Raw genomic sequence first — 24,566 nt, forward strand, 5'->3', positions numbered from 1 at the left:
GCTTGGCATGGGGCGTTTCTTTTTTGCACAGCCGCCTGATTCAATAACCGTAATACGGCTGCTGCTGTTCGTAATACCCCGACGGCTGCGGACCGCAAGGCACATAGGCGCGGTCGTAGTCGCGATAACAATACCCCGGCGGCGCTGCCGGCGGTGCGTATGAGACGGGAGCAGGCGCATATGTCACCGGAGCCGGTGCGTACGTGACAGGGGGCGGTGCCGCCATGACCGGCGCCGAGGCCAGGGCCGCGCCAAAGGCCAGGCCGACCAGCGCGCCGACAGCCAGCACCGCTCCGGCATTCGAGCCGCCGCCGTGGTGATGGTGGCGCCCGCGCGCCGATGCCGGGCCGGCTGCCACCAGCGCCACGCTCAGGGCAACCGCTGAAACGATTCGGGTAGAGGGGCGCATATCGGACTCCTTCTGATGCAGCTTGAGTGCATTCATGATGCACGCAAAGTGCCCATAAAGATGTTTCTGCGCCGCCGGCGACTTGTTAGGGTTGTAACGGCTGCTTTAATGCCGGTCAGCCGGCGGCCAGCGCGCGCTCTGGCTCCTGCCCGAATGGCGGCATGTTTTCCAGCCGCAGCGATTGCGGCACCGACAGCGAGATGTCCGCGGCGCGCAGGCGCTTGAGGATCTCGAACAACAGGTCGCTGCGCGTGTTGGCGGCGATGCGGGGGCTGCCGACATAGCCCGTCACCGACAGCGTGATGCCGTTGGGCGCCAGCTGGCTGAACATGACTGAGGGAGCCGGCACGTCGAGGATGGTCTCGTTCTCGCGGTAGACGTCCAGCAGCAGGTCGCGCAGCTGTTCGGGGTCGGTATTCAGGGGGAAGGTGAGCTGCAGCGACGCCACCCCCTGGGTGCTGTTGCTCATGGTCACGTTGCGCAGGTTCTGCGAGATCAGCTGCGAGTTGGGCACGATCACGGTGGAGCGGTCGCCCAGCTGGATCTCGGTGGCGCGCACGTTGATGCGGCGGATATCGCCCTCCACGCCGGCAATGCTGACCATGTCGCCCACCTTGACCGGCCGCTCGGTCAGCAGGATCAGGCCGGAGACGAAGTTCTTCACGATCTCCTGCAGGCCGAAGCCGATACCCACCGACAGCGCGCTGACGATCCACGCCAGGTTGTCCCAGCGCACGCCCAGCAGCGACAGCACCAGCAGCACCAGCAACACATAGCCGACATTGCTGTACAGCGTGATCAGCGAGGCGCGCAGGCCCGGCTCCTTGCAGACCTTGGGCAGCAGTTCCCCATCGAGCCAGCGCCGCACCGAGCGCAGCAGCCAGATGCCGACTCCGAGAGCGATCAGCGCATTCAGGATGCGGTCGGGCATGATGTTGAGGCTGTGCAGCTTCTCGCCGCCCAGCACCATTACCAGGCTGTTGAGCAGGTCCGCGGGTGTGGTGCCGAAGCCGCCGGTCAGCAGCGCCAGCACCGCCACCAGCAGCAGCACGCTGGCGCCGATGCCTGACAGGATGGTGGACGCCTGCTCCAGGTGCGAATCGTCCACGCCGAACAGCTGCTTGATGACGCGGCCGCTGGCGTAGTTGGTCGAGAGCAGGCTTTCGCAGACGTCGCGCGTGACCTGGGTCAGCAGGTACAGGCTGCACAGCACGATGTCGAACCAGACCAGCTCGTAGGTCAGGAAGCGCGCAAAACTGATATAGCCGGCCAGCAGCGCCACCACCGACACCAGCACGATGACCGACACGCCGGCGTGGATCATGCCCGCCAGCGTGGCGCGCGCCTCGGGCCGCTCGCCGGCGGCCGCCAGCACGTTGCGCACACGGTTGGCGCGCAGCAGCGCGGCGCCGATGGTCAGCACCACCACCAGCGAGACCAGCCCGCGCCCCAGCAGCGTGACCTGCACGCTGGTATCGGCAATGCGGTTCAGCTGCTCAAGCGTGCCGGCCAGCAGCAACAGGCCGGCCAGCACGGCGGGGAACGGCTTCATCGCCAGCGCGACCGGATCGGCCAGCGCCGGCAGGCGCCAGGAGGGATGGCGCGTGCACAGCAGCGCGCGCCCCAGGCCCGCGATCAGCGCGCTGGTCAGCGTCAGCTTGAGCAGCTGGCCGTAGAGCTCCGTCAGGTCCGGCGGCAGTTCGTAGTTGCGCGTAAAGGCGTTGTAGACCAGCTGTACCGCCAGCCCGGTGGTGCACACGGTGGCCATCGTGGTGGCCAGCGCCAGGGCGCTGCGGCGCAAACGCGTCGCTGGCAGCTTGTTCAGGCAGAACCACGCCAGTGCCCGTTCGGCCAGGCGCCGGCCCAGGGTCCATACGGCCAGGGCCAGCAGCAGCAAGGCGATGGTGGCGGCGCGCTGCGACGGCTGCCAGGCCAGTTGCGCCATTGGCACCACCTGGTCGGTAAAGGTGGCCAGGCGCGCCTGGTCTTCCTGCGTCGGGCTGGCCAGCGGCTTCCAGAACTGCGGATTCAGGATGCTCTCGGAGCGCAGCGCGAGCTGGTCCTTGATCTGGCTGCGCTGCAGCCGCGCCAGCTGGTCGCTCAGGTTTGCGATGTTCACCTTGCTCTCGCCTGCCTGCTTGAGTTGCGCGTCAAGCTGGGCACGGCGCGCATTCAGTTCGGCACGCTGCCTGACCACCGCCGGCGCTTCCTTGGTGGTGCCGGCCGCCGGTGGCGGACCCAGCACGTCCAGCTGCGCCTGCAGCTGCGCCCGCTGCGGGGTCAGCGCCGAAGACAGCTTGTCGACGTCGGCATCGAGCTTCTGCAGCGTTTCTTCGAGTTCATGCAGCCTGGTGTTGCCTTCCGGGTCGGAGGCCTGCTGCTTGATGCGGTCCTGCTCGGTCTGCAGGCGCTTGAGTTCGGCGGCGGCCTCGCCGTGGCTGATGGCGGGCGCCTGCTGGGCGCCGGCCTCGGAAGCCGCTTCTGATGCCGGAGCGGCCAGTGCGGCGGGCAGCGTGGCCGGCATCAGGTGGCATAGCGCAGCGAGCGCAAGGCCCAGTGCGAGCCGTGAAACTTTGCTCATGGCGGAATCTCGTCGGATGGTGACGGCTTGCGGCGGCTCCGGCATCGGCAAGGCATCGCGCTGGCATGCGTCGGATGCGGTGGCGATGGGATGCGGGAACGGCCGGAACACCGGCAATGAACACGGGAAGGGGGCCGCTCGCTGGCGCTCCCTTCGGCGAAGTCAGGTCAGGGCACGAAGCGCGGCGGGCTGCCTGGCAGGGCCGGTGTGCGTGACACGGGACGTGCTGACCGATGGCGGCTGGGCCCAGGGGAAAACGGAAAACGGCCTTGCCGCGGTTCGCAGAATTATACGAAAGCGAATGCGCCACCCAGCCCCGCAGGGTGTCGAATAGCGCACTGGCTGACATTTTGATACGGATACGCGCGCGCGGCGCGCGGTCTTCGGAATCGCATTACCATCACGGTCTTCGGGCCGCAGGCGGCCCATTGTCATCACCAGGAGAAGGCATGGCTGTTCCGTCAGGCACGGAAAAGGCGCAGCTCGGCGGCGCGGCCGGGCAGATTGAAATGTTGGTGGACCGTCCCGCCGGCGCGCCGCGAGGCATCGCCGTGGTGGCGCATCCGCATCCGCTGCTGGGCGGCTCGGCCACGCACAAGGTGCCGCACCAGTTGGCCAAGGCGCTGGTGGCACGCGGCTTCCTGACCGTGCGGCCGAATTTCCGCGGGGTCGCGGGGTCTGCGGGGCAGCATGACCAAGGCAGCGGCGAGGCGCAGGACATGCTCGCGGTGGTCGCCCATCTGCGCGACGCCCATCCCGGCCTGCCGCTGGCACTGGCCGGCTTTTCCTTTGGTGCGTTCGTCATGGCCCAAGTCGCCGCCACGCTGGCGGCGCAGTCCGTGCCGATCCGCCACCTGGTGCTTGCCGGCACGCCTTACGGCACCGTCAAGGCGCACCGCAGCTATGACACGCCGGCCGTTCCCGCCGATTGCCTGGTGGTCCACGGCGAGCGTGACGAGCGCGCGGAACTCGGCGCGCTGTTCGACTGGGCGCGCCCGCAGGGGCTGCCCGTGGTGGTGGTGCCGGGGGCGGACCACTTCTTTACCGGCAAGCTGCCGCTGCTGGTCCGTATCGTCGGCGGGTACCTGGATCGTCCCGATGCTGGGGCGGCCGCCTGACGGCTCAGGGCAACGGCCTCAGGCGTTCGGCATCGCCGGCGCGCCGCCGATCGGGTCGGGATGGATCTGCATCAGCGCGGCGCGCTTCTCCAGCAAGTGCTGGCGCAGGATGGCCGACAGCCGCTTGCCGTCGCGGGCTTCCAGCGCGCGGATCATCTCTTCGTGATCGTGCACGGCGCGGTCCCATTTGTCGGTCTGGTGGTTGGAGCGGAAACGCATCGCCTTGAGCCGCCGGTTGAGCGTCAGGTAGGTCTGCTGCAGCGTCTGGTTGCGCGCGGCCCCGGCGATGCGGTCGTGGATCTCCTGGTTGCGGGCGTAGTAGCCGGGCAGGTCGTTCTGCGCGCGGCAGGCCAGCATGGCGTAGTGCAGTGCCTTGATCTCGGCCAGCTCCGGCGGCGTGATGCGCTCGCAGGCCAGTTCCCCGGCAAAGGCCTCCAGGCCGCTCATCAGCTCGAAGGCTTCCCAGGCCTCGGCCTCGCTCATCCGTGACACGCTCGCGCCGCGGTTGGGCGAGATCTCGATCAGCCCCTCGGCGGCCAGCACCTTCAGCGCCTCGCGCAGCGGCGTGCGCGAGATGCCCAGCGTTTCACACAGCTCGCGCTCATTGAGCTTCATGCCCGGCGGCAGCGCCCCCTCGACGATAAAGTTGCGCAGGTGGTCGACCACGGTGTCGTGCAGCCGCTGGCGCACGACCCTGGGCAGGAGCGAGGCGGCGGCCGCACCGGTGCCGTCCGGAGTTTGCATGCAATGTCCCTGTCATTGGCGTTGCGCCATTCTAAGACATTGCCGGCCGGCAACGGCCTGCTGCTCGCCTAGCGTGCCGGACCGCGCAGCGGCATGCCGTTTTCGCGCGGCGCCTGGGAGCCTTCGCCCCGCCCGATCAGCGCCACCGACAACGCCGACACTACCCCCGCAAAGGCCACGTAGGCGCAGATCTGCCAGGGCTTGCCGCCGCCCGACCTGAGCAGTGCGGTGGCGATGATGGGCGTGATGCCGGAGGCGAAGATTCCCGAGAACTGGTAGACGAACGAGATGCCGGTGTATCGCACCCTGGCATCGAACAGCTCGCAGAACAGCGCCGCTTCCGGGCCGTAGACCGCGGCGTAGAGGATGCCGAACGGCACCACGATGGACAGCCACAGCAGCATGGTGTTGCCGCCGCTGTTCAGCATCAGCCAGAACGCCGGGAAGGCGGACAGGGCCGTGATCAGCGAGCCCCAGAAATACACGCGGGTGCGGCCGATGCGGTCGGACAGGTGGCCGAAGAACGGAATGAAGAAGCACATCGCAATGGCCGCCGCCATCACGCCGACCAGCGCTTCTGTCCGGCTGATATTGATGGTCTGGGTCAGGTAGGTGATCGAGAACACGCCGAAGATGTTGAAGAAGACCCCGTCGATATAGCGCGCGCCCATGCCCTTGAGGATATTGCCCGGGTAGCGCCGCATCATGTCGACAAAGGGAATCTGGGTCTCGGCATTGCGCTGCTTGATCACGGCGAATTCAGGCGTCTCCTTGACGTTGAGGCGGATATACATGCCTACGAACACCATCCCCGCCGAGATCAGGAAGGCCACGCGCCAGCCCCACGCCAGGAACTGCGCATCGGTCAGGGTCAGCGACAGCAGCGCCACCACGCCGGATGCCAGGCACAGTCCGATCGCCAGCCCGATCTGCGGCAGCGACGCATAGAAGCCCCTTTTGCCCGGCGGCGCGTACTCATAGGCCATCAGCACCGCGCCGCCCCATTCGCCGCCCAGGCCGATGCCCTGCAGCACGCGCAGCAGCAGCAACAGGATCGGCGCCAGGATGCCGATGCTGTCGTAGGTCGGCACCAGCCCGATCAGGAAGGTGGACACGCCCATGATCATCAGCGTGATCACCAGCATGCTCTTGCGGCCGACCTTGTCGCCAAAGTGCCCGAAGATCACGCCGCCCAGCGGCCGCGTGACAAAGCCCACCGCAAAGGTGGTGTAGGCCAGCATGGTGGCCACCAGCGGGTCATTGCCGGGGAAGTACAGCTTGTTGAAGACCAGGCCGGCGACCACGCCGTACAGGAAGAAGTCATACCACTCGATGGTGGCGCCGATCACGGACGCCAGCGCGACCTTGCGGATCGCCTGTTCGTTGGGGCTTGTCATGCTTGTCTCCTCTGGTGATGGGCGGCGTCCTCTGGAAGGATGGTTATGGACGCCGGATGCACTGCGGGGTTTGGCCTTGTTATGGATGCCTGGCCTTGGTTGTTCGCAATCAGGATTGGCGCACGCCGCTCAGGCGGCCGCTGCCATCGGGGTCGCCGCATCGACGGGATGCACTTCCCGCCGTGCGTCTTCGCGGATGAAGTCGGCCGCGCGCTCGGCCATCATCACCACCGGCACGTTGGTGTTGCCCGAGACCAGCGTGGGCATCACCGAGCAGTCCACCACGCGCAGCCCGCCCACGCCATGCACGCGCAGGCGCGCATCGACCACTGCCAGCGCATCGGCGGCGGGACCCATTTTCGCGGTTCCGGACGGATGGAAGATAGTGGCGCCGTACTCGCGGCAGAAATGCAGGATCTCGTCGTCGCTGCGCACCTCGTCGCCCGGCCGGAACTCACGTTTCATCAGGCCGCGCATCGGTTCGGTCTGCGCCACGCGCCGGGCATAGCGCACCGCTGCCACGGTGCAGCGCCGGTCCAGCTCGGCCGACAGGTAGTTGGGCTGCATCGACGGCGGCTCATACGGGTCGGTCGAGCGGATCCGCACCGTGCCGCGCGACTCGGGCCGCAGCTGGCATACCGAATAGGTGCAGCCGGAGAAGGGATGCACCATGCCGCCCGCCATGTCGGCGGACAGGGTCGAGAAATGGAACTGCGTGTCCGGCGTGGCGCTTTCCTGCGGCAAGGCGCGGCAGAACATCGCGCCCTGGTTGATGCCGATCGCCAGCGGCCCCTTGCGCATCAGCAGCCATTCCAGGCCCATGCGCGCCTTGCCCGTCAGCGAGCGCAGCTGGTCGTTGGTGGTGATCGGCTTGGCCACTTCGTAGATCAGCCGCACCTGCAGATGATCCTGCAGGTTCTCGCCCACGCCCGGCAGGGCATGCACCACCGGTACGCCCAGGTCCCGCAGCAACGGCGCCGGGCCGATGCCCGACAGCTGCAGCAACTGCGGCGACTGCAGCGCGCCGGCGCACAGGATCACCTCGCGCCGCGCCCGCAGGATATAGGGCTGGCCATGCTGGCTGTAGCGCACGCCCACGGCACGCTTGCCTTCGAACAGGATCCCCGTGGTGTGGGCATCGGTCTCGACGCGCAGGTTCGCGCGCCCGCGCGCCGGGCGCAGGTAGGCCACCGCGGTGGAGCAGCGCCAGCCGTTGCGGGTGGTGAGCTGGTAATAGCCCACGCCCTCCTGGTCGCCACCGTTGAAGTCGGTCTGGCGCGGCAGGCCCAGCGCCTGGCCGGCGCCGATGAAGGCATCGACCAGCGGATGCTGCCGGTCGATCGAGGTCGCGTTCAGCGGGCCGTCGGTGCCGCGCGTGGGGCCGGCGCCAAGGTCGTTGTTCTCGAGCTTGCGGAAGTAGGGCAGGCAGCTGTCCCAGCCCCAGCCCGGATTGCCCAGCGTCTCCCAGTGGTCATAGTCCTCGCGCTGGCCGCGCACGTAGATCAGGCCGTTGATGGCGCTGCTGCCGCCCAGCGTGCGGCCGCGCGGCCAGTAGATGCGGCGATTGAGCATGTTGGGATCGGGATCCGTATAGAAGCCCCAGTTCACTTCCTTGTGGAACATGGTCTTGCCATAGCCGATCGGGATATGGATCCACGGGTAGCGGTCGGGCGGGCCGGCCTCCAGCAGGCAGACCGAATAGCGGCCGTCTTCGCTGAGCCGGTTGGCCAGCACGCACCCGGCCGAGCCGGCGCCTACCACGATGTAGTCAACGGTTTGCGACATCGTCGCTGTCTCCTTTTTCTGGCCGGCAGGCACGTAGCCACCCGGCTTCGATCTATAATCTGAAACGTTCTGTTCCGGATTTTATTTTTCCAAGCCGGAATGGAAAGCTCAATCGCGAGGAGACGCCGGTTGTGAAACAGAACGTGCAATTCCCGTTTCAGAATCGCACTGCAGCAGAAGACGGGGCGGTGGAGGACGATGCACGCAGCCTGCGCGTGCTGATGGTGCTGTCCAGCCTGGCCAGGGCGCAGCACCCGCAAACGCTGTCCCAGCTTTCGCAGCGGCTGCATGTGCCCAAGGCGACACTGATGCGCCTGCTGGCCGCCATGGAGCGCACCGGCTTCGTGGTCCGCATGCCCGCCGAGCGCGGCTATGTGCCCGGCCCGGGCGCCGCGTCCCTGGCACTGCAGACCCTCAGGAGCCCGCCGATGCTGCGCGAGTGCCGCGCCATCCTGGCCAGGCTGGTGGCGAGCCTGGGCGAGACCTGCAACCTCACCGCGCTCGACGGCGACCGGGTCCTCTACGTAGAGCGCGTCGAGACGCACGAGCCACTGCGCCTGCAGCTGTCGCCCGGCATCCACGTGCCGCTGCACTGCACCGCCAGCGGCAAGCTGTTCCTGTCGGCAATGAACCGGCTGGAACGCCAGCAGATGCTCAGGCGGCTGGACCTGGCCCCGCACACGCCGCGCACGCTGTCCGATGTGCCGGGACTCAATACCGAGCTGGACCGGCTGGGCGCGCGCGGCATCGGCGTGGACCACGAGGAATTCGTGCGCGGCATGTGCGCGGTGGCAGTGCCGGTGCGCGAGCCGGATGGGGAGGGTTCAGGCCGGGTGGTGGCTGCGATTGCCTGTCATGCGCCGACTGCGCGGGCTTCGCTTGAGGCGCTGCTGCAGGCGGTGCCGACGCTGCAGGGCGCGGCCAGGGAGATGGCGGCGGTGCTGTGCGCGCACTGAGCCGGGCCGGCTTCCCGCTCAGCGCTTGCGAACGCCAGCCGCCGCCACCGCGCGCGCGGCCAGCAACGGCACCGGCTCGGCCGTGACGGTCTCGCCGGCCCGGCGCATGACGAGCTCGCGAAACAGGCGCGCCGGCGTGCGTGGCGTGAGTTCGTCGTTCCAGACCGCGACCACCGGCTCCACGCGGCTGCCGAGTTCGAAGCGAAGCACTCTCGCCACCTTGGCCAGGGTGAGCTGCGCGGCAATGCGCTCGGGGAACACCGCGAGGAAATGACCCGCCTGCAACAAGCTGGCCGTGGCGGCCACATCGCTGGTGCGGATGCCCAGCGAGGGCGCCGGCGCCCCAAGGGTATGAAACGCCGTGTGCAGCAGGTGAAGCATGCGCGAGCCGGCTACCGGAATACACCATTGCTGCCCGGACAGTTCCCGCGCCGCCAGCTTGCGGCGCGTGAGCAGCGGATGGTCCAGGCTGGCGACGATCACCACCTTCTGCGCCGGGACTACCGGTGCCGTGCGCAGGGCGGGTAGCGACAGGCGCGGATCGTCATAGGCGAACAGCAGGTCCAGCGAGCCATCCACCAGTTGATCCGCCAGTTCGCCGATGCCGCCTTCGATCACGCTGATCTCCACGCGCGGATGGTCACGGTAGAAGTCGCTCATCGCCCGCGCCAGGAAGGGCTGCACCGACATCGTCCGGAACGCGATGCGCAACGCCCCCTGGCTGCCGGCGCGCACCGCCTGCAGCGATTCGGCGAGCCGTTCGAGCTGCGCCAGCAAGACCGCCGCATGGGCCGCCATCTCCCGTCCGGGCTCGGTCAGGTGCAGGCCGCGGCGGCTGCGCTCGAACAGCGGCATGCCCACGATGTCTTCGATCTCGGCCAGGGTCTTGGACACCGCGGCGGGGCTGACATGAAAGCGCGCGGCGACGGCGGCGGCGGTTGGCATCTCGCTCAGCGCCAGCATGATGCGCAGGTGGCGCAGCTTGAGGCGGCCAAGCAGGGTATGGGCGAAGGCTTCGGCGGGCATGGGGCAGGCGACGATCGGCGGGGCCGGGTGGCTCATTCTACAAGTTAACCATTTGCTCAACAAACAGCGATTTTTATTCGCTTTTGGTATCGGAACCGATCCCATATAGTCGGCGCATCACCTGATTCATTCCAAGCCATCACGAGGCAATCAGACCTCAGGAGGAGACCCATGGAAGCCATGAGCCATTTGCGCTCGATCATGCGCGGCATGCTTGCCGGCGCAGCCTTGCTCGCAGCCACTTGCGCAACTGCCGCACCCGCGTGGCCCGACCGGCCGCTGCGCCTGGTGGTGCCGTTCCCGCCCGGCGGTTCCTACGACATCATCGGCCGCACACTCGCGCGCAAGCTGGAACAGCGGCTGGGCCAGCCGGTGGTGGTGGAGAATATCGCCGGCGGCGCGACCGTGCCGGGCGTGTCGTCGGTGCTCAAGGAGAAGGCCGACGGCAATACGCTGCTGCTGGCCAGCGACGGCACGCTCAGTATCAATCCGTTCACGATCAAGGGCCTGCGCTATCGCCCCGATACCGACCTGACGCCGGTGACCATCGTCAGCACCGTGCCGCACTGGATCATCACGCGCGCAGACCGCAAGGAGATGACGCTGGGCGAGCTGAAGACGCATATCCAGCGCAATCCCGGCAAGGTGTCGATCAGCATCAATGTCGTCGCGGGGGCCGCGCACTTGGGCCTGGCCGACTGGAAGCGCCGCAATGGCCTGGATTTCACCATCGTTCCGTACCGCGGCTCGCCGCCGGCCATGGCGGACCTGATCGGCGGCCAGACCTATGCGCATGTCGATGTGATCGGCTCTTCGGTCAACTACGTCCAGGATGGCAAGGCCAAGCCTCTGGCCACGCTGCAGGCGGAGCCCATCACGCAGTTTCCCGCCCTCGAAACGCAGAAGGCGGGCGGCACGGATGCGCTGCAGGTACGCGGCAACCTGGCGCTGGTGGTCAAGGCGGGCACGCCGGCTCCGGTCATCGACCGGCTCTACAAGGAAGTGAAGGCCAGCGTTCAGGAAGCGGACTTTGCCGCGCGCCTGCAGACGCTTGCCTATGAGCCGGTCCTTTCCACCCCCGAGCAGGCCCGCCGCTTCCTGCAAGCGGAAACGATCCGCTACGGCGCCATTGCGCGCGCGGTCGATCTCGAATCCAACTGAACCCTTCACGCTGTCGGAGCCAGTCCATGCGTTTTGTCATTGCCCTGATGCGGCATGAAACCAATACCTTTTCGCCGATTGCCACGCCACTGAGCGCGTTCAACCGCGGCAGCACCGCTGGCCCGCTCTACGGCGACGACGCGGTGCGTGCGTGCCAGGGCACCAACAGCGCCGCGGCCGCGTTCATCGACCTGGTACGCCGCCAGGGCGACGAGTTCGTGATGCCCCTGATGGCGAACGCGGTGCCCAGTGGCATGGTGACCGCGCAGGCATTCGAGTCGATGGCGGCCAGCATTGTCGAGGCGGTACGCGCGGGCTGCGATGCCGTGATGCTGGACCTGCACGGCGCCATGGTGGCCGAGGGCTATCCGGATGCCGAAGGCGAACTGCTGGCACGCATCCGTGCCGCCGCGCCCGAGGTGCCGATCGCGGTATCGCTGGATTTCCACGCCAACTTCAGCGCTGCGCTGGTTGACAATGCGACCGTGATCGCCGGCTACTGCACCTATCCCCACGTGGACGTGTACGAGACCGGCGCACGCGCCGCCCGTACCCTGATGGCGGCGCTGCGAGGCGAGGCCCGCCCGGTCCTGTTGTGGCGCACGCTGCCGATGCTCACCCACATGCTGCGCCAGACCCCGCGCGCCCAACCCATGAAGGACATCATGGAGCGTGCGATGGCGGCCGAGCGCGATGGCGAGGTGCTCAACGCCTCGGTGTTCGGTGGTTTTCCGCTTGCCGATATCCCGCATACCGGACTGGCCGTGGTGATCGTGGCTGATGGCGCCAGGATCGACGCAGGGCGGCGCCTGCTCGACGAACTCTGCGGCATGGCGTGGGAACGCCGGGCTGATTTCGTTTTCCCGATCGAGCCGATGGCGGAATCCATCGCGCGCGCCAAGATGCTCGCGCAGGGCCCGGTCGTGCTGGTCGACCATGGCGACAACTGCGGCGCGGGCGGGCCGACGGATGAAATGACGGTGCTGGGCGAAGTCCTGCGCCAGGGGCTCGAAGGCGTGGTCGCCGGGCCGTTCTGGGACCCAGGCGCCGTGGCGGAACTGATTGCCGCCGGCGTCGGGCAGTCCGTCACGCTGGATGTGGGCGGCAAGACCGACATGCCGGCGCTGGACCTGAAGGGCCGCCCGCTGCGGCTGAGCGGCCGGGTGCAGTGCATTACCGACGGCAACTACCAAGTCACCGGCCCGATGTTCACGGGCATGAAGCTGAGCCTGGGCCGCACCGTGGTGCTGGATGTCGCCGGCACGCTGGTCGTGATCTGCGAGAAGCCGCAGGAGCCGTTCGATACCGGCGTGTTCACGCACGCGGGCATCGACCTGTCGCGCCGCAAGTACATCCTGATCAAGTCGCGCCAGCACTTCCGCGCCGGGTTCGAGCCGATCGCCAGCGAGATCGTGCTGGTGGCCGGCCCCGGCGTCTGCAGCTCGGACTACAGCCAGTTTCCGTTCCGCAACCTGCGCCGCCCGATCTATCCGCTGGAAGCGCATACCGTGCTCGAGGCTGCCTGAGCGCATCCGCCGCCGTCAACCGGAGTGACCGTATGACCTATTCGACCCCCTTGCGACGGCTGGCCGCCGCGCTGGCTTTGGCGCTGGGCGCCAGTGCCGTTCCCGCCATGGCTGCCCCCGCCAGCGGCGACGCGCCCGTGCGCATCGTCGTCGGCTTCGCGGCCGGTGGCGCGCTGGACATCTTTGCGCGCACGCTTGCTGAAAAGCTGCGTGTTTCGCTCGACTCGCCTGTCCTGGTCGAGAACCGCCCCGGCGCATCGGCGCGGCTGGCACTGGAGAACGTCAAACGCGCGCCGCCAGACGGCAAGACGGTGCTGATCTCGCCCGCGCCGCCGTTCACCATCTTTCCGCTGACCTACAAGCGCCTGGCCTATGACCCCGACAAGGACCTGGTTCCGGTCGCCTACCTGGCCGACGTGCCGCTGGTGGCGTCCGCCAGCGTCAACCAGCCCTATCGGACCATGCCGGAATACCTGGCATGGGTGAAGCGCAACCAGGACAAGGGCGGCGTCGGGCTGGTCACGCTCGGCGGCAGCATTCATTTCGGGGTGCTGTCGCTCAGCAAGTCGATTGGCGTGCCCTTGCTGCCCACTGCCTACCGCGGCGCCGTCATGATGCTGACCGATGAGATCGGCGGCACGCTGCCGCTGGGTATCGATGCGGTGGGGGGGCAGATGGAGCTGTACCGGGCGGGCAAGATCCGTTTCCTCGGCGTCACCGGGACCCGCCGGTCGGCGCTGCTGCCCGATGTGCCAACGCTGGCGGAGGCGGGCGCGCCGGGTTTCGAGGCGGCGTCCGGCTGGTACTCGGCCTTTGTGCCGGCGGGGACGCCGCCGGCCACGGTGGCGAGGATCGAGAAGGCGTTGCTCGACGCCATCAAGGATCCCGTGGTGCGCGACAAGATGTCGGCGCTGGGCATGGTGATGAACGGCAAGCCTGGGGATGCCCTGCGCAAGCTCATCCAGGCGCAGCGCACGCAGTGGGGCCCGGTGGTCGCGGCCTCGGGCTTTACGGCCAGCGAATGAGGCAGACGGCCAGGCGGGGGTGGTGCGGGTATCGCTTGCTGCCTACCCTGTCTGCACGGGGCCGTGCCGCAAAAGCCGGCCAACCCGCTCGCGCAACATCGGCAGCACTTCGTCCTCAAACCAGGGATGCTGCTTGAACCACGGCTGGTTGCGCGGTGACGGGTGCGGCAACGGCACGAAGTCCGGCGCGTAGTCCTTCCATGCCCTGACGGTCTCGGTCAGCGTCGGCTTGCGGCGCGCCCCGAGGAAATGCCGCTGAGCGTACTGGCCGACCAGTAAAGTCAGCTCAATCGCCGGCAGTTCCGCCAGCAGCCGGTCGAGCCACAGTGGCGCGCACTCGCGGCGCGGCGGGTTGTCGCCGCTCTTGCCGCGTCCGGGATAGCAGAACCCCATCGGGATGATCGCGAACTGCGATTCGTCGAGGAAGGTGGCGGCATCGACCCCGAGCCACTGCCGCAGCCGGTCGCCGCTTGCATCGTTCCAGGGAATGCCGGTTTCATGCACGCGTATCCCCGGCGCCTGGCCGACGATCAGGATGCGCGCGTCGGCCCCGACGCGCACGATCGGGCGCGGGCCCAGCGGCAGGTGTGGCGCACAGGCGCGGCAAGCCCGGAGTTCGGTCAGCAGGGCATCGAGCGAGGCGTAGCGGGGCCGGCCCATGGTCACTGCGCCATCACGCGTGGTTGCCTGCCACCTGCCGCGACAGGAAGCTGCAGGTGGCCACCAGCACTTTCGCGCACTCAGGGATGCACGTCTCCATCCGGTTCTTCGGTCCGGCCACGGCAATGGCCAGGGTCTCGTTGTTCAGCGTGAGAAAGGTCGCGACGGCCCAGACGTCGCTGACGTTCTCGCCGCGCGTGACAAAGTAGCCGGCGCGCCGGCTTTCCTGGATGTCGCGCACGAGGGCTTCCGGGTCGGTCTTGGTGGCCATGGTGATGGCGGGCAGTTCCCGGCCGGCCAGCCAGCCGCGCAGCTCCTGCTCCTTCAGGCCGCCCAGGATGGCCTTGCCGATGGAGCTTGAGTGCAGCGGCTTGAATTCCCCCGGCTTGGCGGTGTAGCGGATCGCGTGCACGCCTTCGATGACCTGCAGGTAGATCACGGACTCACCCTGCCGCTTGCCGAGGATCACGGTTTCCCGCGTGGCGTCGCGCAGCCGCTCCAGTACCGGCGTGGCGCGTTCCACGAACGGGTCTTTCTCGGTGATGTCGCGGGCCACGTCATAGATGCGCCGGGTGGGATAGAGCGCGCGCGGACGAGTGAGGGAATAGAGGTAGCCGCGCGCCATCAGGGTCGAGACGATGGCGTGGCAGGTGCTCTTGGGAATGTCTATTGCCTCCGCCAGCTCCGTCAGCGACAGCGGCCGCTGGCTTGCCTGGAAGGCTTCAAGGATATCGATCACCCGCTCGATGGCGGTCACCGTGACGCCGGACATAAACCCCTCCTTTCGCTTGCACCTGGCTGGAAGAAATTCGGCCGGCTGAACAAACGCCGGCGGCGTGGCCGCATTCCGCTGCATTGTACTCATTTGTTCGAGATACGGAACTAGCGTTCTTGTCCCGGAATAAACCCCCGCCTAGCATCCATTCAAACCAGTCGGGAGGCAGATCAGCGTGTACGCAGCTAAGGACATCACCGTGGAGGAGCGCGCCGGCGGCGCGCTATGGATCACGATCGACCGGGCGCAGAAACACAATGCGCTGGCCCGCCACGTGCTGGCGGGATTGGCGCAGGTGGTGAGCGCCGCGGCGGCGCAGCCCGGGGTGCGCTGCATCGTGCTGACCGGCGCCGGCGAGCGCTACTTTGCGGCAGGCGGGGATCTGGTCGACCTGTCCGGCGTGCGCGACCGGGAGGCTACGCTGGCGATGAGCGAGCAGGCGCGCGGCGCCCTGGATGCGGTGCGCGACTGCCCGCTGCCGGTGCTGGCCTACCTGAACGGCGATGCCATCGGCGGCGGCGCCGAGCTGGCATTGGCCTGCGACATGCGGCTGCAGTCGGCGAGCGCGCGCATCGGCTTTATCCAGGCGCGACTGGCCATCACCTCGGCCTGGGGCGGCGGCCCCGACCTGTGCCGGATCGTCGGCGCGGCGCGGGCCATGCGCATGATGAGCCGTTGCGAGCTTGTCGATGCGCAGCAGGCGCTGCAGTGGGGCCTGGCCGATGCGGTGGTCACGGACGGACCCGCCGGCAAGGACATCCACGCCTTCCTGCAACCGCTGCTGGGCTGCGCCCCGCAGGTGCTGCGCGGCATCAAGGCACAGACCGCGGCCAGCCGGCGCGGCGAGTCGCATGACGCTGTCCGCACCATCGAGCAGCAGCAGCTTCTGCATACCTGGCTGCACGCGGACCACTGGAACGCTGCCGAGGGCATCCTCTCCAGGAGGGCCCAATGAGCAACGCTGAGCTTTCCATGACGGATGCGGGCGCCGAGCCGGCCTTGCGGCCGGTCAGCCAGAGCGGCATCGAGGTGCCGGCCAGCGTGGATGCGGCGGCGGTCCATCCGGACACGATCGGGGACCCCGGCAGCTACCCGTTCACGCGCGGGATCTTTCCCGATGGCTACCAGGGCCGGCTGTGGACCATCCGCCAGTACTCGGGATTCGGCACCGCGGAAGAGTCCAACGAGCGCTACAAGTTCCTGCTGGCGCAGGGCCAGACCGGCCTGTCGGTGGCGCTGGACCTGCCGACCCAATGCGGCTTCGATCCGACCCACCCGATGGCCCGGCCGGAAATCGGCAAGGTCGGCGTGTCGCTGTCGAACCTGAGCGAGGCCGAAATCCTGTTCGACGGCCTGGACCTGTCAAGGATCTCGACCTCGTTCACCATCAACGGTACGGCCGCGATCGTCTATGCCATGTACCTGGCGGTGGCAGACAAGCAGAACGTGCCGCGCAGCAAGCTGACCGGCACGATCCAGAACGACATCCTGAAGGAGTACGTCGCGCGCGGCACCTGGATCTTCCCGGTGCGGCCGTCGATGCGGCTGATCGCCGATTCGATCCTCTATTCGAACGAGGTCTCGCCACGCTTCAACCCCATCAGCATCGCCGGCGCCCATGTGCGCGACGCGGGGGCCACCGCGGCCGAGGAAATGGCGTACACGCTGGCCAACGGACTGGCCTATGTGGACGAACTGCGTGCCCGGGGCGGCGACGTGGAGAAGTTTGCCAAGCGCCTGTCCTTCTTCTTCTATGTGCACATGGACTTCTTCGACGAGATCGCCAAGTTCCGGGCGGGCCGCCGGCTCTGGGCTCGCCTGATGAAGGAACGCTACGGCGCAAAGGATCCGAAAGCCCAGCATTTCCGCTTCGGGGTCGTCTGCGGGGGATCGTCGCTGGTAGCGCCCCAGCCCTACAACAACGTGGTGCGGGTGGCGGTGGAGACCATGGCCGCGGTGCTGGGTGGGGCCCAGTCGATCTTCACCTGCGCACTCGACGAAGCCTTCCAGATCCCGACCGAGTTCTCAGCCGAGCTGGCCGTGCGCACGCAGCAGATCATCGCCTATGAAAGCGGCATCGGCCGGACCGTCGATCCGCTGGGCGGCAGCTATTTCCTGGAGCAGCACACCGATCGGATGGAGGCGCAGATCGTCCAGGTGATGAACGAGATCGAGGCGTACGGCGGCGTGATCCCTGCCATCGAGGATGGCTGGATCCAGATGCGGCTGGCCGAGCGGGGCCTGCAGCGCAAGCTGGACACCGATTCCGGCCAGACCGTCATCGTCGGCCAGAACCACTTCAGGAAGGAGGGTGAGGAGATCCGGGTCGGCGAGGTGTTCACGCTGGATCCGACCGTCGCGCAGCGGGCCCTGGAGAAGTTCCAGCGCGTGCTGGACACGCGCCAGCAGTCAGCCGTGGACGCATCGCTGGCCCGGCTGACGGCCGCGGCCGCCAGGGACAGCGAGAACGTCATGCCCTATCTGGTGGATTGCTGCCATGCCTATGCCACGGTCGGGGAGATGGTGGCTTGCCTGAAGCAGCAATGGGGCGAATTCAAGGAGCCGGTGAACCTATGAACACCTTGCAAGCCGCCGGCGCGTTGTCCGGCAAGCGGATACTGATTGGCAAGCCCGGCCTGGACGGCCACGACATCGGCGCGAAGATCATCGCGCTGACGTTGCGCAATGCCGGTGCCGAGGTCATCTACACCGGCCTGCGCCGCAGCCCATTGCAGATCGCGCAGGTCGCTGTCGACGAGGGCGTGGACGCAGTGGGCCTGAGCATCCTGTCCGGCAGCCACAGGGAACTGGTGGGGGAGGTCATCGCCCAGTTGCGCGAACTCAATGCGCATGACATCAAGGTCTTTGTCGGCGGCACCATTCCCGCGGAGGACCAGCCCTTCCTGCGGTCGCTGGGGGTCACCGCAGTGTTTACCGCCGACATGCCGCTGGAGACGGTGGTCGGCGATCTGGGCAGGAGCCTGGCGTGAGCGCGCCCCTGTCCGGCATCCGCATCATCGAAGTCGGCCACATGCTTGCCGGGCCCTACTGCGGGCTGATGATGGCCGACATGGGCGCCGAGGTGATCAAGATCGAGACACCGGAAGGCGATATCGGCCGCACCATCAGCCCCCATTTCATCGGCCCGCACAATGCCTACTTTGCCAGCCTGAACCGCAACAAGAAAAGCGTGGTGCTCGACCTCGCCAGCGAGGAAGGGACGCTGGCACTCGGGGGGCTGTTGAGGAAGTCCCATGCGCTGGTGACCAACCTGCGTCCGGCGGCGGTGCGCAAGCTCGGGCTCACCTACGAGGTGCTGCGCCAGTGGAATGAGCAGCTGGTCTGCGTGGCCGTCACCGGCTACGGCCTTGACGGCCCCTATTCGGACAGCCCGGCATACGACTATGTGATCCAGGCCATGACCGGGGTTATGGCCTTGACGGGAGATCCCGCGGCACCGCCCACCAAGGCCGGCTACTCGGCGGTGGACAACTCGGCTGGCCTGGTTGCCGCAGTGGGCTTGCTGGCGAAGATCGTGCAGGGGCAGGGCGGGCAAGTGGACGTGGCCATGTACGACGTGATGCTGTCGCAGCTCAACTACCTCGCCGGGGCCGCCCTGAACGCGGGGGAGACCATCGAGCGGCTGGCCGACTCGTCGCATCCCTACCTGGTGCCCGCACAGATATTCCCGACCGCGAAGGGCTGGCTGACGCTGTTCATCACCCATGACCGGTTCTGGAAGACCTTCTGCGAGGAGGTGGACCGGCCGGCGTGGACCACGGATCCGCGCTTTGCCACCATGGCGGGCCGCCGCGCGCACCGTGCCGAGGTGATACCCGAGATTGCCGAGGTGCTGCGCTCCGCCCCGGCGGCGCAATGGGTGCGGCGCCTGGGGCCACAGGGCGTGGTCGTGTCGGAGGTGGGCACATTGAATGAAGCGCTGGGCAGCGACATCACCGCTGCGCGCTCGCTGATCGTGGCGCTGGGGCAGGGCGAGTTGCCGCTGCGCGCGGTGGCAAGCCCGATCCGCTTCTCGGATTACGAGCCGAGCTATGGCCTGCCGCCGCTGCTTGACGAGCATCGCGATGAAGTCCTGGGCAAGGTGGCGCCATGAACCCGTCCTCGCTTGACCGGGGTGCGCTGGGCCGGACCCTGACCCGCCTCGCCAACGCCACGCCCGCGGAGCTGGTGCAGCGAGCGCAGCGGGATACCCCACAGCATGCAGCCAGGCGCATCGGCATGACCGGCGCGCCCGGCGCGGGCAAGAGCACCCTGTTGGGCCACCTCGCCATGGCGCGCGCGTCGAAGGGGCGCCTCGGCGTGCTCGCGGTGGATCCCAGCAGTCCCAGGAGCGGCGGCGCCATCCTCGGGGACCGGATCCGCATGGACGAGCTTGGCACCAGCCCGGACCTCTATATCCGCTCGCTGGGCTCGCGCGGCACCTCGGATGGCCTGGCCGACAACCTCCCGGAGATGCTGGATGCGATGGATGACTTCGGCTTTGCCGAGGTGCTGCTGGAAACGGTCGGCGTCGGCCAGACCGAGTACGCGGCGCGCGCGCAGGTCGATACGCTGGTGCTGCTGTTGTTGCCGGACAGTGGGGACATGGTGCAGGCGATGAAGGCGGGGATCATGGAAATGGCCGATATCTTCGTTGTGAACAAGGCAGACCTGCCGGGCGCGCAGCGCATGGCCACGGATATCCGGCGCATCGGCGCCATCACGCGGCATGCGCAAGGCGCGTGGGTTCCGCCGGTGCTGCTGACCGCGGCATCCCGACCGGCATCGGTCAGTGCCCTGTCCGATGCCATCGACCGGCACCAGGCGTGGCTGGCTGCCGCCGGGCGGCAGGCGGCCTTGCGCAGGCAGCGGGCGCGCTACCGGCTGAAGCGCCTGCTAGAGGTCCAGGCCGCCGAGGTGGTCGCCAATCAGAACGATGAATTCCTGGCCCTGCCACTACGGCAGCAGCTGTCGCAGGCCTGGACCCTGCTGGGCAAGGCCATTGGCGCGTAGCGCTGCCAGCCGAACAACGCCGGAGCCGCAAGCACCATGTCGCGCGAAAGAATCAAGGCACTCAAGAAAGCCATCCGCAGCGCCGGCCGCGCCGAAGCCCCGGCGCACCAGGCACCCGATGCACGGGCGGCCGCGCTGGCGCTGCTGCGGCACAGCGTCGGGATGCGGCACGAGCGGCTGGCGGTGATCCGCCTGCTGGACGCGATCAGGCTGCGTGCCGACATAGACGGGGAACTGTGGCGCTATTTCGAAACGGTGGAAAGCGTGCGGGCAAATCCGGGGCAATTGCGCAGGCTCAGGAAAGCGCACCTGTCCGCATTGGCCAGCCCGCCCGGCGCAGAGGCGCCACCAGGCGGGATGCGAGCGTGAACGGATGCAGTGCAATCTGTCGACAGGAGGAGAGATGCGGACATACAAAAAACAATTGCCCGAGAGCCGGGCAAGGCAGGGCAGGTGGCCTGCTGCATTGCTGGGCATGGCCGGCCTGGCCCTGGCCGGACCGGCTGATGCCCAGTTCAGCGGCGAGTCGGTGAAGATCGGCGTGCTGGCGGACATGTCAGGGCTCTACTCCGAATTGGGCGGCACCGGCCTGGTCGAGGCCGTGCGCATGGCGATTGCGGATGCCGGCGGCGAGATCAACGGCAAGCGCATCGAACTGGTCCACGCCAACCATGCCGGCAAGCCCGATACCGCGGCCACGCAGGCCCGCGAGTGGTTCGACCGGCAAGGGGTGGACATGATCATCAGCGGGCCCAGTTCCGGCACCAGCCTGGCGGTGGCCAAGGTCGCAGCGGAAAAGCAGCGTCCGGTCATGGTGACCGGCGGCGTTGCGGCGCAACTGACCAATGAGGAATGCTCACCCTATACCATCCACTATCTCTACGACACCGTGGCCCTGGCCAGGGGCACCGGTGCCGCCATGACCAGGCAGGGCGGACGGTCGTGGTACTTCCTGACGGTGGACTATGCCTTTGGCGCGTCACTGGAGAAGGAGACCGCGGCAGTAGTTACCGCCGGCGGCGGCAAGGTCCTGGGCAGCGTCCGGCATCCCTTGTCCGCCTCCGACTTTTCCTCCTTCCTGCTGCAAGCCAAGGCATCGCGGGCCCAGGTCCTGGGGCTGGCCAACGGCGGCGGCGACACCATCAATGCGATCAAGGCGGCCAACGAATTCGGCATCTCCAGGTCGATGAAGATCGCGGGGCTGATGCTGTTCATCACGGATGTGCATGCCCTTGGCCTGGGACTGACCCAGGGCATCACCCTGACGGAAGCCTGGTACTGGGACCAGAGCGATGACTCAAGGAAGTGGGCAGGGCGGTTCCAGGACAAGATGAAGAAGAAGCCCACCAGCATGCAGGCGGCCAGCTACTCGGCGGCGCAGCACTATCTGCGCGCGGTGAAGGCTGCTGGCACGGACGACGCCGCGAAGGTGATCGCCGGCATGAAGGCAACCCGCATCAACGATATGTACGTCCAGAACGGCTACATCCGGGGAGACGGGCGCATGGTGCACGATCTGCGCCTGATGGAGGTGAAGAGCCCGGCTGAATCACGCCAGCCGTGGGACTACTACAAGGAGGTGCAGCGGATTCCCGGGGAGCAGGCCTTTGCTTCCAGGGCGGAATCCCGCTGCGCGTTCTGGAAGTGAGATGTGTGCAGTGGATGTTTGATCAAGCCGATCCACAGTATCGGCGGGCAAGGCAGCACGTTCCCCGTATCAGTCAAACCATAGGAGACACCGATCATGACAGCAATGCCATCCCGGGCTGCGGCCCAGCCGTTGCAGGCCGCTCCCTCAGAGCAGGTGCGCGCAGCCATAGCGCGCGGGACTGACCTGCCCATTCTCGACCTGGGCCCCTACCTGGCCGGCGTGCCCGGCGCGCTTGAGCAACTGGCCGCCGACGTCAAGCTGATCCAGGAGGAACTGGGGTTCTTCTCGGTCATCAATCACGGCATCCCGCAGGCCCTGATCGACGAGTCGTTCCGCCAGACCGCCAAGCTCTTCGAGATCCCGATGGAAGAGAAGCTCAGGCACCGGGTCGGCTATCACCACCAGGGCTACCTGCCGCCGAAGGCTTCCATCCTGAAGTCCGAGGCGATCCGGACCAAGATTGCGGAGAACACCAAGAAGGATACCAATTCGGCCTGGCTGTTCATGCGCAACCGCACCGAAGACGATCCCAAGGTGCGGGCCAATGTCCGTCATCGTGGCCTGAACCAGTGGCCGGAGAGCCTGCCGGAGTTCCGCCAGACGCTGTTTGACTACCAGTTGTCGATGGAGCGCCTGGCGCTGAAGTTCCTGCCCATCTACGCCAGGGCGCTGGAGCTGCGCGCGGACTATTTCGACAGCATGTTCAAGGCGCCGGAATACTACCAGCGCTGCGCCTACTACCATCCTGAAGAGCACCTCGACGAGGGCCAGTACGCGCTGGCGCCGCATTCCGACGGCAGCTTCCTGACCTTGCTGCCGATGACCCCGGTGCCCGGCCTGCAGGTCATGACCCCGTCCCGCGAGTGGCTGAGTGTCAGCTACGTCAAGGACGCGCTGATCGTCAACACCGGCCAGATCCTGAACCGCCTGTCCAACGACCGCTTCATCGCCACGCCGCACCGCGTGGTCAATCCGCCGAAGAAGCGCTACGCGCTGACCTTCTTCTTCTACCCGGACGATGACGCCAATGTCGGGCCGATTCCGGAATGCGTCAGGCCGGGGGACGAGATCAGGTATGACTCGCGCTCGTTCTATGACTTCTTCGTGCCCTACCTGGACGATCTCTATCACTACAACGACGCGGAGTTCATGAAGGAGTCGGAGTCCCCGGATTCGCTTGCGCGGAGCCAGTAGGGGAGCAGACCGATTTCAATGGGGTGAGGCGGTACCGCTGGCCTGCGCGAGGCGCGCAGGCCGGGCGTGGCCGCGGTGACGATTGATGTGCTGTTCAGGAGCGGCTGGTGAAGACCTTACTCATCGGGGGAAAATGGCTCGGCGCCATCGATGGCGAGACCATCGACGTGATCGATCCCAGTGACGGCATGGCGTTTGCGAAGATCAGCCGCGGCCGCGCCGCGGATGTGCAGCAGGCGGTGAGCGCGGCGCAGGATGCCTTGCAGGGCGAGTGGGGCAGCAAGACCGCGACCGAACGCGGGCGCATCCTGCAGCGGCTGGGGCAAGGCATTCTCGATCACGCGGAAGAGCTGGCGTCGATCGAGGCGCGGGACACCGGCAAGCCGATCTCGGCCGCGCGCGCCGATGCCAGAGCGGTGGCCCGGTATTTCGAGTTCTACGGTGGCGCCGCCGACAAGATCCACGGTCAGACGATTCCGTATCTGGACGGATACAACGTGAGTGTGGTGCGCGTCCCGCATGGCGTGACTGCCCACATCATTCCCTGGAACTATCCGGCGCAGATGATGGGGCGCACGCTGGCGCCGGCACTGGCGATGGGCAATGCGGCGGTGCTGAAGCCATCGGAGGACGCGTGCCTGAGTGTGATCCGGATTGCCGAGCTTGCCATGGAAGCCGGCTTGCCGCCCGGGGCCCTCAACCTGGTGACCGGGTATGGCGCGGAGGCAGGCGCCGCGCTGACATCGAACCCCGGCATCCATTTCGCCACCTTTACCGGCTCGCCCGAGGCAGGCGCCCTGGTGCAGCAGTCAACCGCGGCCAACCACGTCCCCTGCGTGCTTGAGCTGGGCGGAAAGTCGCCGCAGATCGTCTTTGACGACGCGGATCTGGAGAAGGCGGTGCCGATCGTGGTCAAGGCCATTGTCCAGAACGCCGGCCAGACCTGCTCGGCGGGCAGCCGACTGCTGGTGCAGCAGGGCATCTACGATCGCTTCGTCGGCATGGTGGCGCAGGCCTTCCGTGCCCTGAAGGCGGGCGTGCCGGCCGCCGACCTGGACTGCGGGCCGATCGTCAGCGAGCGGCAGTACCGGCGTGTGATGGGGCTGGTGGAGGCGGCGCGGGACAGCGGCGTGCCCGTTATCGCGGAAGGCGGGTTTGCGGCGGATTTGCCCCGGGGCGGCTACTTCGTCAAGCCGGTCCTGTTCGGTCCGGTGCCGCGCGGCCACGCGCTGGCGAATATCGAGATATTCGGGCCGGTGCTGTCGGTGATGCCGTTCACGGACGAAGAGGATGCCATCCGGCTGGCCAATGCCACCGACTACGGCCTGGTCGCCGGCGTGTGGACCGAGAACGGCAGCCGGCAGATGCGGGTCAGCCAGCGGCTGCAGAGCGGGCAGGTCTTTATCAATTGCTACGGTGCCGGCGGCGGGGTCGAACTGCCCTTCGGCGGCGTCAAGAAGAGCGGGTACGGCCGGGAAAAGGGCTTCCTCGCGCTGGAAGAGATGAGCACCACCAAGACCATCGTGCAGCACTACCAATAGGGAG

At 67.3% G+C, this 24,566-nt stretch carries 22 protein-coding genes; 14 read left to right on the forward strand and 8 right to left on the reverse strand.

All coding sequences use genetic code 11. The annotated features are described in order from the left end of the window. Positions 1 to 40 precede the first annotated feature (40 nt). Together CF68_RS11210 and CF68_RS11215 are read right to left on the reverse strand one after the other, a co-directional pair. On the reverse strand, positions 41 to 409 hold the full coding sequence (locus CF68_RS11210) for a hypothetical protein (RefSeq protein ID WP_035818922.1): 369 nt from the start codon (positions 407 to 409) through the stop codon (positions 41 to 43). Positions 410 to 524: 115 nt separating this feature from the next. Next, a complete protein-coding gene (locus CF68_RS11215) occupies positions 525 to 2,990 on the reverse strand; it encodes a DUF3772 domain-containing protein (protein WP_035818925.1) in 2,466 nt (821 codons plus the stop codon). A gap of 449 nt (positions 2,991 to 3,439) precedes the next feature. Between CF68_RS11215 and CF68_RS11220 the strand changes: the two genes are divergently transcribed. Then, the gene (locus CF68_RS11220) at positions 3,440 to 4,108 is read left to right on the forward strand and encodes an alpha/beta hydrolase (protein ID WP_035818550.1); all 669 of its coding nucleotides are present in this window, start codon (positions 3,440 to 3,442) and stop codon (positions 4,106 to 4,108) included. A gap of 18 nt (positions 4,109 to 4,126) precedes the next feature. On the opposite strand, the gene CF68_RS11225 is transcribed toward CF68_RS11220, so the two are convergent. The 3 genes from CF68_RS11225 to CF68_RS11235 all read right to left on the reverse strand — a co-directional run bounded on the left by CF68_RS11225 (position 4,127) and on the right by CF68_RS11235 (position 8,034). Beyond that, a complete protein-coding gene (locus tag CF68_RS11225) occupies positions 4,127 to 4,852 on the reverse strand; it encodes a GntR family transcriptional regulator (RefSeq protein WP_035818552.1) in 726 nt (241 codons plus the stop codon). 68 nt (positions 4,853 to 4,920) lie between these two features. Beyond that, positions 4,921 to 6,249, reverse strand: a complete 1,329-nt coding sequence (locus tag CF68_RS11230) for an MFS transporter (RefSeq protein WP_035818555.1) — start codon at positions 6,247 to 6,249, stop codon at positions 4,921 to 4,923. A 129-nt stretch (positions 6,250 to 6,378) separates the two neighbouring features. Next, the gene (locus CF68_RS11235; protein ID WP_035818558.1) at positions 6,379 to 8,034 is read right to left on the reverse strand and encodes a GMC family oxidoreductase; all 1,656 of its coding nucleotides are present in this window, start codon (positions 8,032 to 8,034) and stop codon (positions 6,379 to 6,381) included. 131 nt (positions 8,035 to 8,165) lie between these two features. On the opposite strand from CF68_RS11235, the gene CF68_RS11240 reads away from it, so the two are divergent. After that, positions 8,166 to 8,990 (forward strand): IclR family transcriptional regulator, encoded by an 825-nt coding sequence (locus CF68_RS11240; RefSeq protein WP_010810327.1) that lies wholly within the window; start codon positions 8,166 to 8,168, stop codon positions 8,988 to 8,990. Positions 8,991 to 9,008: 18 nt separating this feature from the next. On the opposite strand, the gene CF68_RS11245 is transcribed toward CF68_RS11240, so the two are convergent. Continuing rightward, on the reverse strand, positions 9,009 to 10,052 hold the full coding sequence (locus CF68_RS11245) for a LysR family transcriptional regulator (protein WP_235205738.1): 1,044 nt from the start codon (positions 10,050 to 10,052) through the stop codon (positions 9,009 to 9,011). A gap of 135 nt (positions 10,053 to 10,187) precedes the next feature. Here CF68_RS11245 and CF68_RS11250 point away from each other — a divergent pair, with 135 nt between their 5' ends. The 3 genes from CF68_RS11250 to CF68_RS11260 are packed head-to-tail and all read left to right on the forward strand — an operon-like array spanning position 10,188 to position 13,728. Further along, positions 10,188 to 11,177 (forward strand): tripartite tricarboxylate transporter substrate binding protein, encoded by a 990-nt coding sequence (locus tag CF68_RS11250; RefSeq protein WP_035818560.1) that lies wholly within the window; start codon positions 10,188 to 10,190, stop codon positions 11,175 to 11,177. A 26-nt stretch (positions 11,178 to 11,203) separates the two neighbouring features. After that, the gene (locus CF68_RS11255; RefSeq protein ID WP_035818562.1) at positions 11,204 to 12,703 is read left to right on the forward strand and encodes a M81 family metallopeptidase; all 1,500 of its coding nucleotides are present in this window, start codon (positions 11,204 to 11,206) and stop codon (positions 12,701 to 12,703) included. 32 nt (positions 12,704 to 12,735) lie between these two features. Beyond that, on the forward strand, positions 12,736 to 13,728 hold the full coding sequence (locus CF68_RS11260) for a tripartite tricarboxylate transporter substrate-binding protein (RefSeq protein ID WP_035818564.1): 993 nt from the start codon (positions 12,736 to 12,738) through the stop codon (positions 13,726 to 13,728). A 42-nt stretch (positions 13,729 to 13,770) separates the two neighbouring features. Here the strand turns inward: CF68_RS11260 and CF68_RS11265 are convergent, their stop codons facing one another. After that, positions 13,771 to 14,388 carry a uracil-DNA glycosylase family protein gene (locus tag CF68_RS11265; protein ID WP_035818566.1) on the reverse strand — a complete coding sequence of 206 codons (618 nt, stop codon included), beginning with the start codon at positions 14,386 to 14,388 and terminating at the stop codon, positions 13,771 to 13,773. A gap of 13 nt (positions 14,389 to 14,401) precedes the next feature. Beyond that, positions 14,402 to 15,160: an IclR family transcriptional regulator gene (locus tag CF68_RS11270; protein WP_035818568.1), complete on the reverse strand. Its 759-nt coding sequence runs from the start codon at positions 15,158 to 15,160 to the stop codon at positions 14,402 to 14,404. A 178-nt stretch (positions 15,161 to 15,338) separates the two neighbouring features. Here CF68_RS11270 and CF68_RS11275 point away from each other — a divergent pair, with 178 nt between their 5' ends. From CF68_RS11275 to CF68_RS11315, 9 genes are all read left to right on the forward strand, one after another. Continuing rightward, positions 15,339 to 16,118 carry an enoyl-CoA hydratase/isomerase family protein gene (locus tag CF68_RS11275; protein WP_051591491.1) on the forward strand — a complete coding sequence of 260 codons (780 nt, stop codon included), beginning with the start codon at positions 15,339 to 15,341 and terminating at the stop codon, positions 16,116 to 16,118. After that, a complete protein-coding gene (locus CF68_RS11280) occupies positions 16,115 to 17,740 on the forward strand; it encodes a methylmalonyl-CoA mutase (RefSeq protein WP_035818572.1) in 1,626 nt (541 codons plus the stop codon). The genes CF68_RS11275 and CF68_RS11280 overlap by 4 nt, the downstream gene beginning before the upstream one ends. After that, positions 17,737 to 18,153 (forward strand): cobalamin B12-binding domain-containing protein, encoded by a 417-nt coding sequence (locus CF68_RS11285; RefSeq protein WP_084187185.1) that lies wholly within the window; start codon positions 17,737 to 17,739, stop codon positions 18,151 to 18,153. The genes CF68_RS11280 and CF68_RS11285 overlap by 4 nt, the downstream gene beginning before the upstream one ends. Beyond that, entirely contained in the window at positions 18,150 to 19,277 is a 1,128-nt protein-coding gene (locus CF68_RS11290) for a CaiB/BaiF CoA-transferase family protein (protein WP_035818573.1), read from the forward strand. The genes CF68_RS11285 and CF68_RS11290 overlap by 4 nt, the downstream gene beginning before the upstream one ends. Continuing rightward, complete coding sequence (gene meaB, locus CF68_RS11295; protein WP_035818575.1) at positions 19,274 to 20,176, forward strand: methylmalonyl Co-A mutase-associated GTPase MeaB; 903 nt, start codon at positions 19,274 to 19,276, stop codon at positions 20,174 to 20,176. The genes CF68_RS11290 and meaB overlap by 4 nt, the downstream gene beginning before the upstream one ends. A 36-nt stretch (positions 20,177 to 20,212) precedes the next feature. After that, positions 20,213 to 20,545: a hypothetical protein gene (locus CF68_RS11300; protein ID WP_035818578.1), complete on the forward strand. Its 333-nt coding sequence runs from the start codon at positions 20,213 to 20,215 to the stop codon at positions 20,543 to 20,545. A 106-nt stretch (positions 20,546 to 20,651) separates the two neighbouring features. After that, positions 20,652 to 21,824, forward strand: a complete 1,173-nt coding sequence (locus tag CF68_RS11305) for an ABC transporter substrate-binding protein (RefSeq protein WP_051591493.1) — start codon at positions 20,652 to 20,654, stop codon at positions 21,822 to 21,824. 96 nt (positions 21,825 to 21,920) lie between these two features. Next, positions 21,921 to 23,021 carry an isopenicillin N synthase family oxygenase gene (locus CF68_RS11310; protein WP_035818582.1) on the forward strand — a complete coding sequence of 367 codons (1,101 nt, stop codon included), beginning with the start codon at positions 21,921 to 21,923 and terminating at the stop codon, positions 23,019 to 23,021. A 107-nt stretch (positions 23,022 to 23,128) separates the two neighbouring features. After that, positions 23,129 to 24,562, forward strand: a complete 1,434-nt coding sequence (locus tag CF68_RS11315) for an aldehyde dehydrogenase family protein (protein WP_035818584.1) — start codon at positions 23,129 to 23,131, stop codon at positions 24,560 to 24,562. Positions 24,563 to 24,566 lie beyond the last annotated feature (4 nt).

Origin of the sequence: Cupriavidus sp. SK-4, assembly GCF_000611125.1 — a bacterium.
Classification (GTDB): domain Bacteria; phylum Pseudomonadota; class Gammaproteobacteria; order Burkholderiales; family Burkholderiaceae; genus Cupriavidus; species Cupriavidus necator.

What these genes read in the sequence shown, in the direction of transcription:
- CF68_RS11210 (WP_035818922.1), bottom strand. Translation starts at nt 409, where the DNA reads ATGCGCCCCTCTACCCGAATCGTTTCAGCGGTTGCCCTGAGCGTGGCG.
- CF68_RS11215 (WP_035818925.1), bottom strand. Translation starts at nt 2,990, where the DNA reads ATGAGCAAAGTTTCACGGCTCGCACTGGGCCTTGCGCTCGCTGCGCTA.
- CF68_RS11220 (WP_035818550.1), top strand. Translation starts at nt 3,440, where the DNA reads ATGGCTGTTCCGTCAGGCACGGAAAAGGCGCAGCTCGGCGGCGCGGCC.
- CF68_RS11225 (WP_035818552.1), bottom strand. Translation starts at nt 4,852, where the DNA reads ATGCAAACTCCGGACGGCACCGGTGCGGCCGCCGCCTCGCTCCTGCCC.
- CF68_RS11230 (WP_035818555.1), bottom strand. Translation starts at nt 6,249, where the DNA reads ATGACAAGCCCCAACGAACAGGCGATCCGCAAGGTCGCGCTGGCGTCC.
- CF68_RS11235 (WP_035818558.1), bottom strand. Translation starts at nt 8,034, where the DNA reads ATGTCGCAAACCGTTGACTACATCGTGGTAGGCGCCGGCTCGGCCGGG.
- CF68_RS11245 (WP_235205738.1), bottom strand. Translation starts at nt 10,052, where the DNA reads ATGAGCCACCCGGCCCCGCCGATCGTCGCCTGCCCCATGCCCGCCGAA.
- CF68_RS11250 (WP_035818560.1), top strand. Translation starts at nt 10,188, where the DNA reads ATGGAAGCCATGAGCCATTTGCGCTCGATCATGCGCGGCATGCTTGCC.
- CF68_RS11255 (WP_035818562.1), top strand. Translation starts at nt 11,204, where the DNA reads ATGCGTTTTGTCATTGCCCTGATGCGGCATGAAACCAATACCTTTTCG.
- CF68_RS11260 (WP_035818564.1), top strand. Translation starts at nt 12,736, where the DNA reads ATGACCTATTCGACCCCCTTGCGACGGCTGGCCGCCGCGCTGGCTTTG.
- CF68_RS11265 (WP_035818566.1), bottom strand. Translation starts at nt 14,388, where the DNA reads ATGGGCCGGCCCCGCTACGCCTCGCTCGATGCCCTGCTGACCGAACTC.
- CF68_RS11270 (WP_035818568.1), bottom strand. Translation starts at nt 15,160, where the DNA reads ATGTCCGGCGTCACGGTGACCGCCATCGAGCGGGTGATCGATATCCTT.
- CF68_RS11280 (WP_035818572.1), top strand. Translation starts at nt 16,115, where the DNA reads ATGAGCAACGCTGAGCTTTCCATGACGGATGCGGGCGCCGAGCCGGCC.
- CF68_RS11285 (WP_084187185.1), top strand. Translation starts at nt 17,737, where the DNA reads ATGAACACCTTGCAAGCCGCCGGCGCGTTGTCCGGCAAGCGGATACTG.
- meaB (WP_035818575.1), top strand. Translation starts at nt 19,274, where the DNA reads ATGAACCCGTCCTCGCTTGACCGGGGTGCGCTGGGCCGGACCCTGACC.
- CF68_RS11300 (WP_035818578.1), top strand. Translation starts at nt 20,213, where the DNA reads ATGTCGCGCGAAAGAATCAAGGCACTCAAGAAAGCCATCCGCAGCGCC.
- CF68_RS11305 (WP_051591493.1), top strand. Translation starts at nt 20,652, where the DNA reads ATGGCCGGCCTGGCCCTGGCCGGACCGGCTGATGCCCAGTTCAGCGGC.
- CF68_RS11310 (WP_035818582.1), top strand. Translation starts at nt 21,921, where the DNA reads ATGACAGCAATGCCATCCCGGGCTGCGGCCCAGCCGTTGCAGGCCGCT.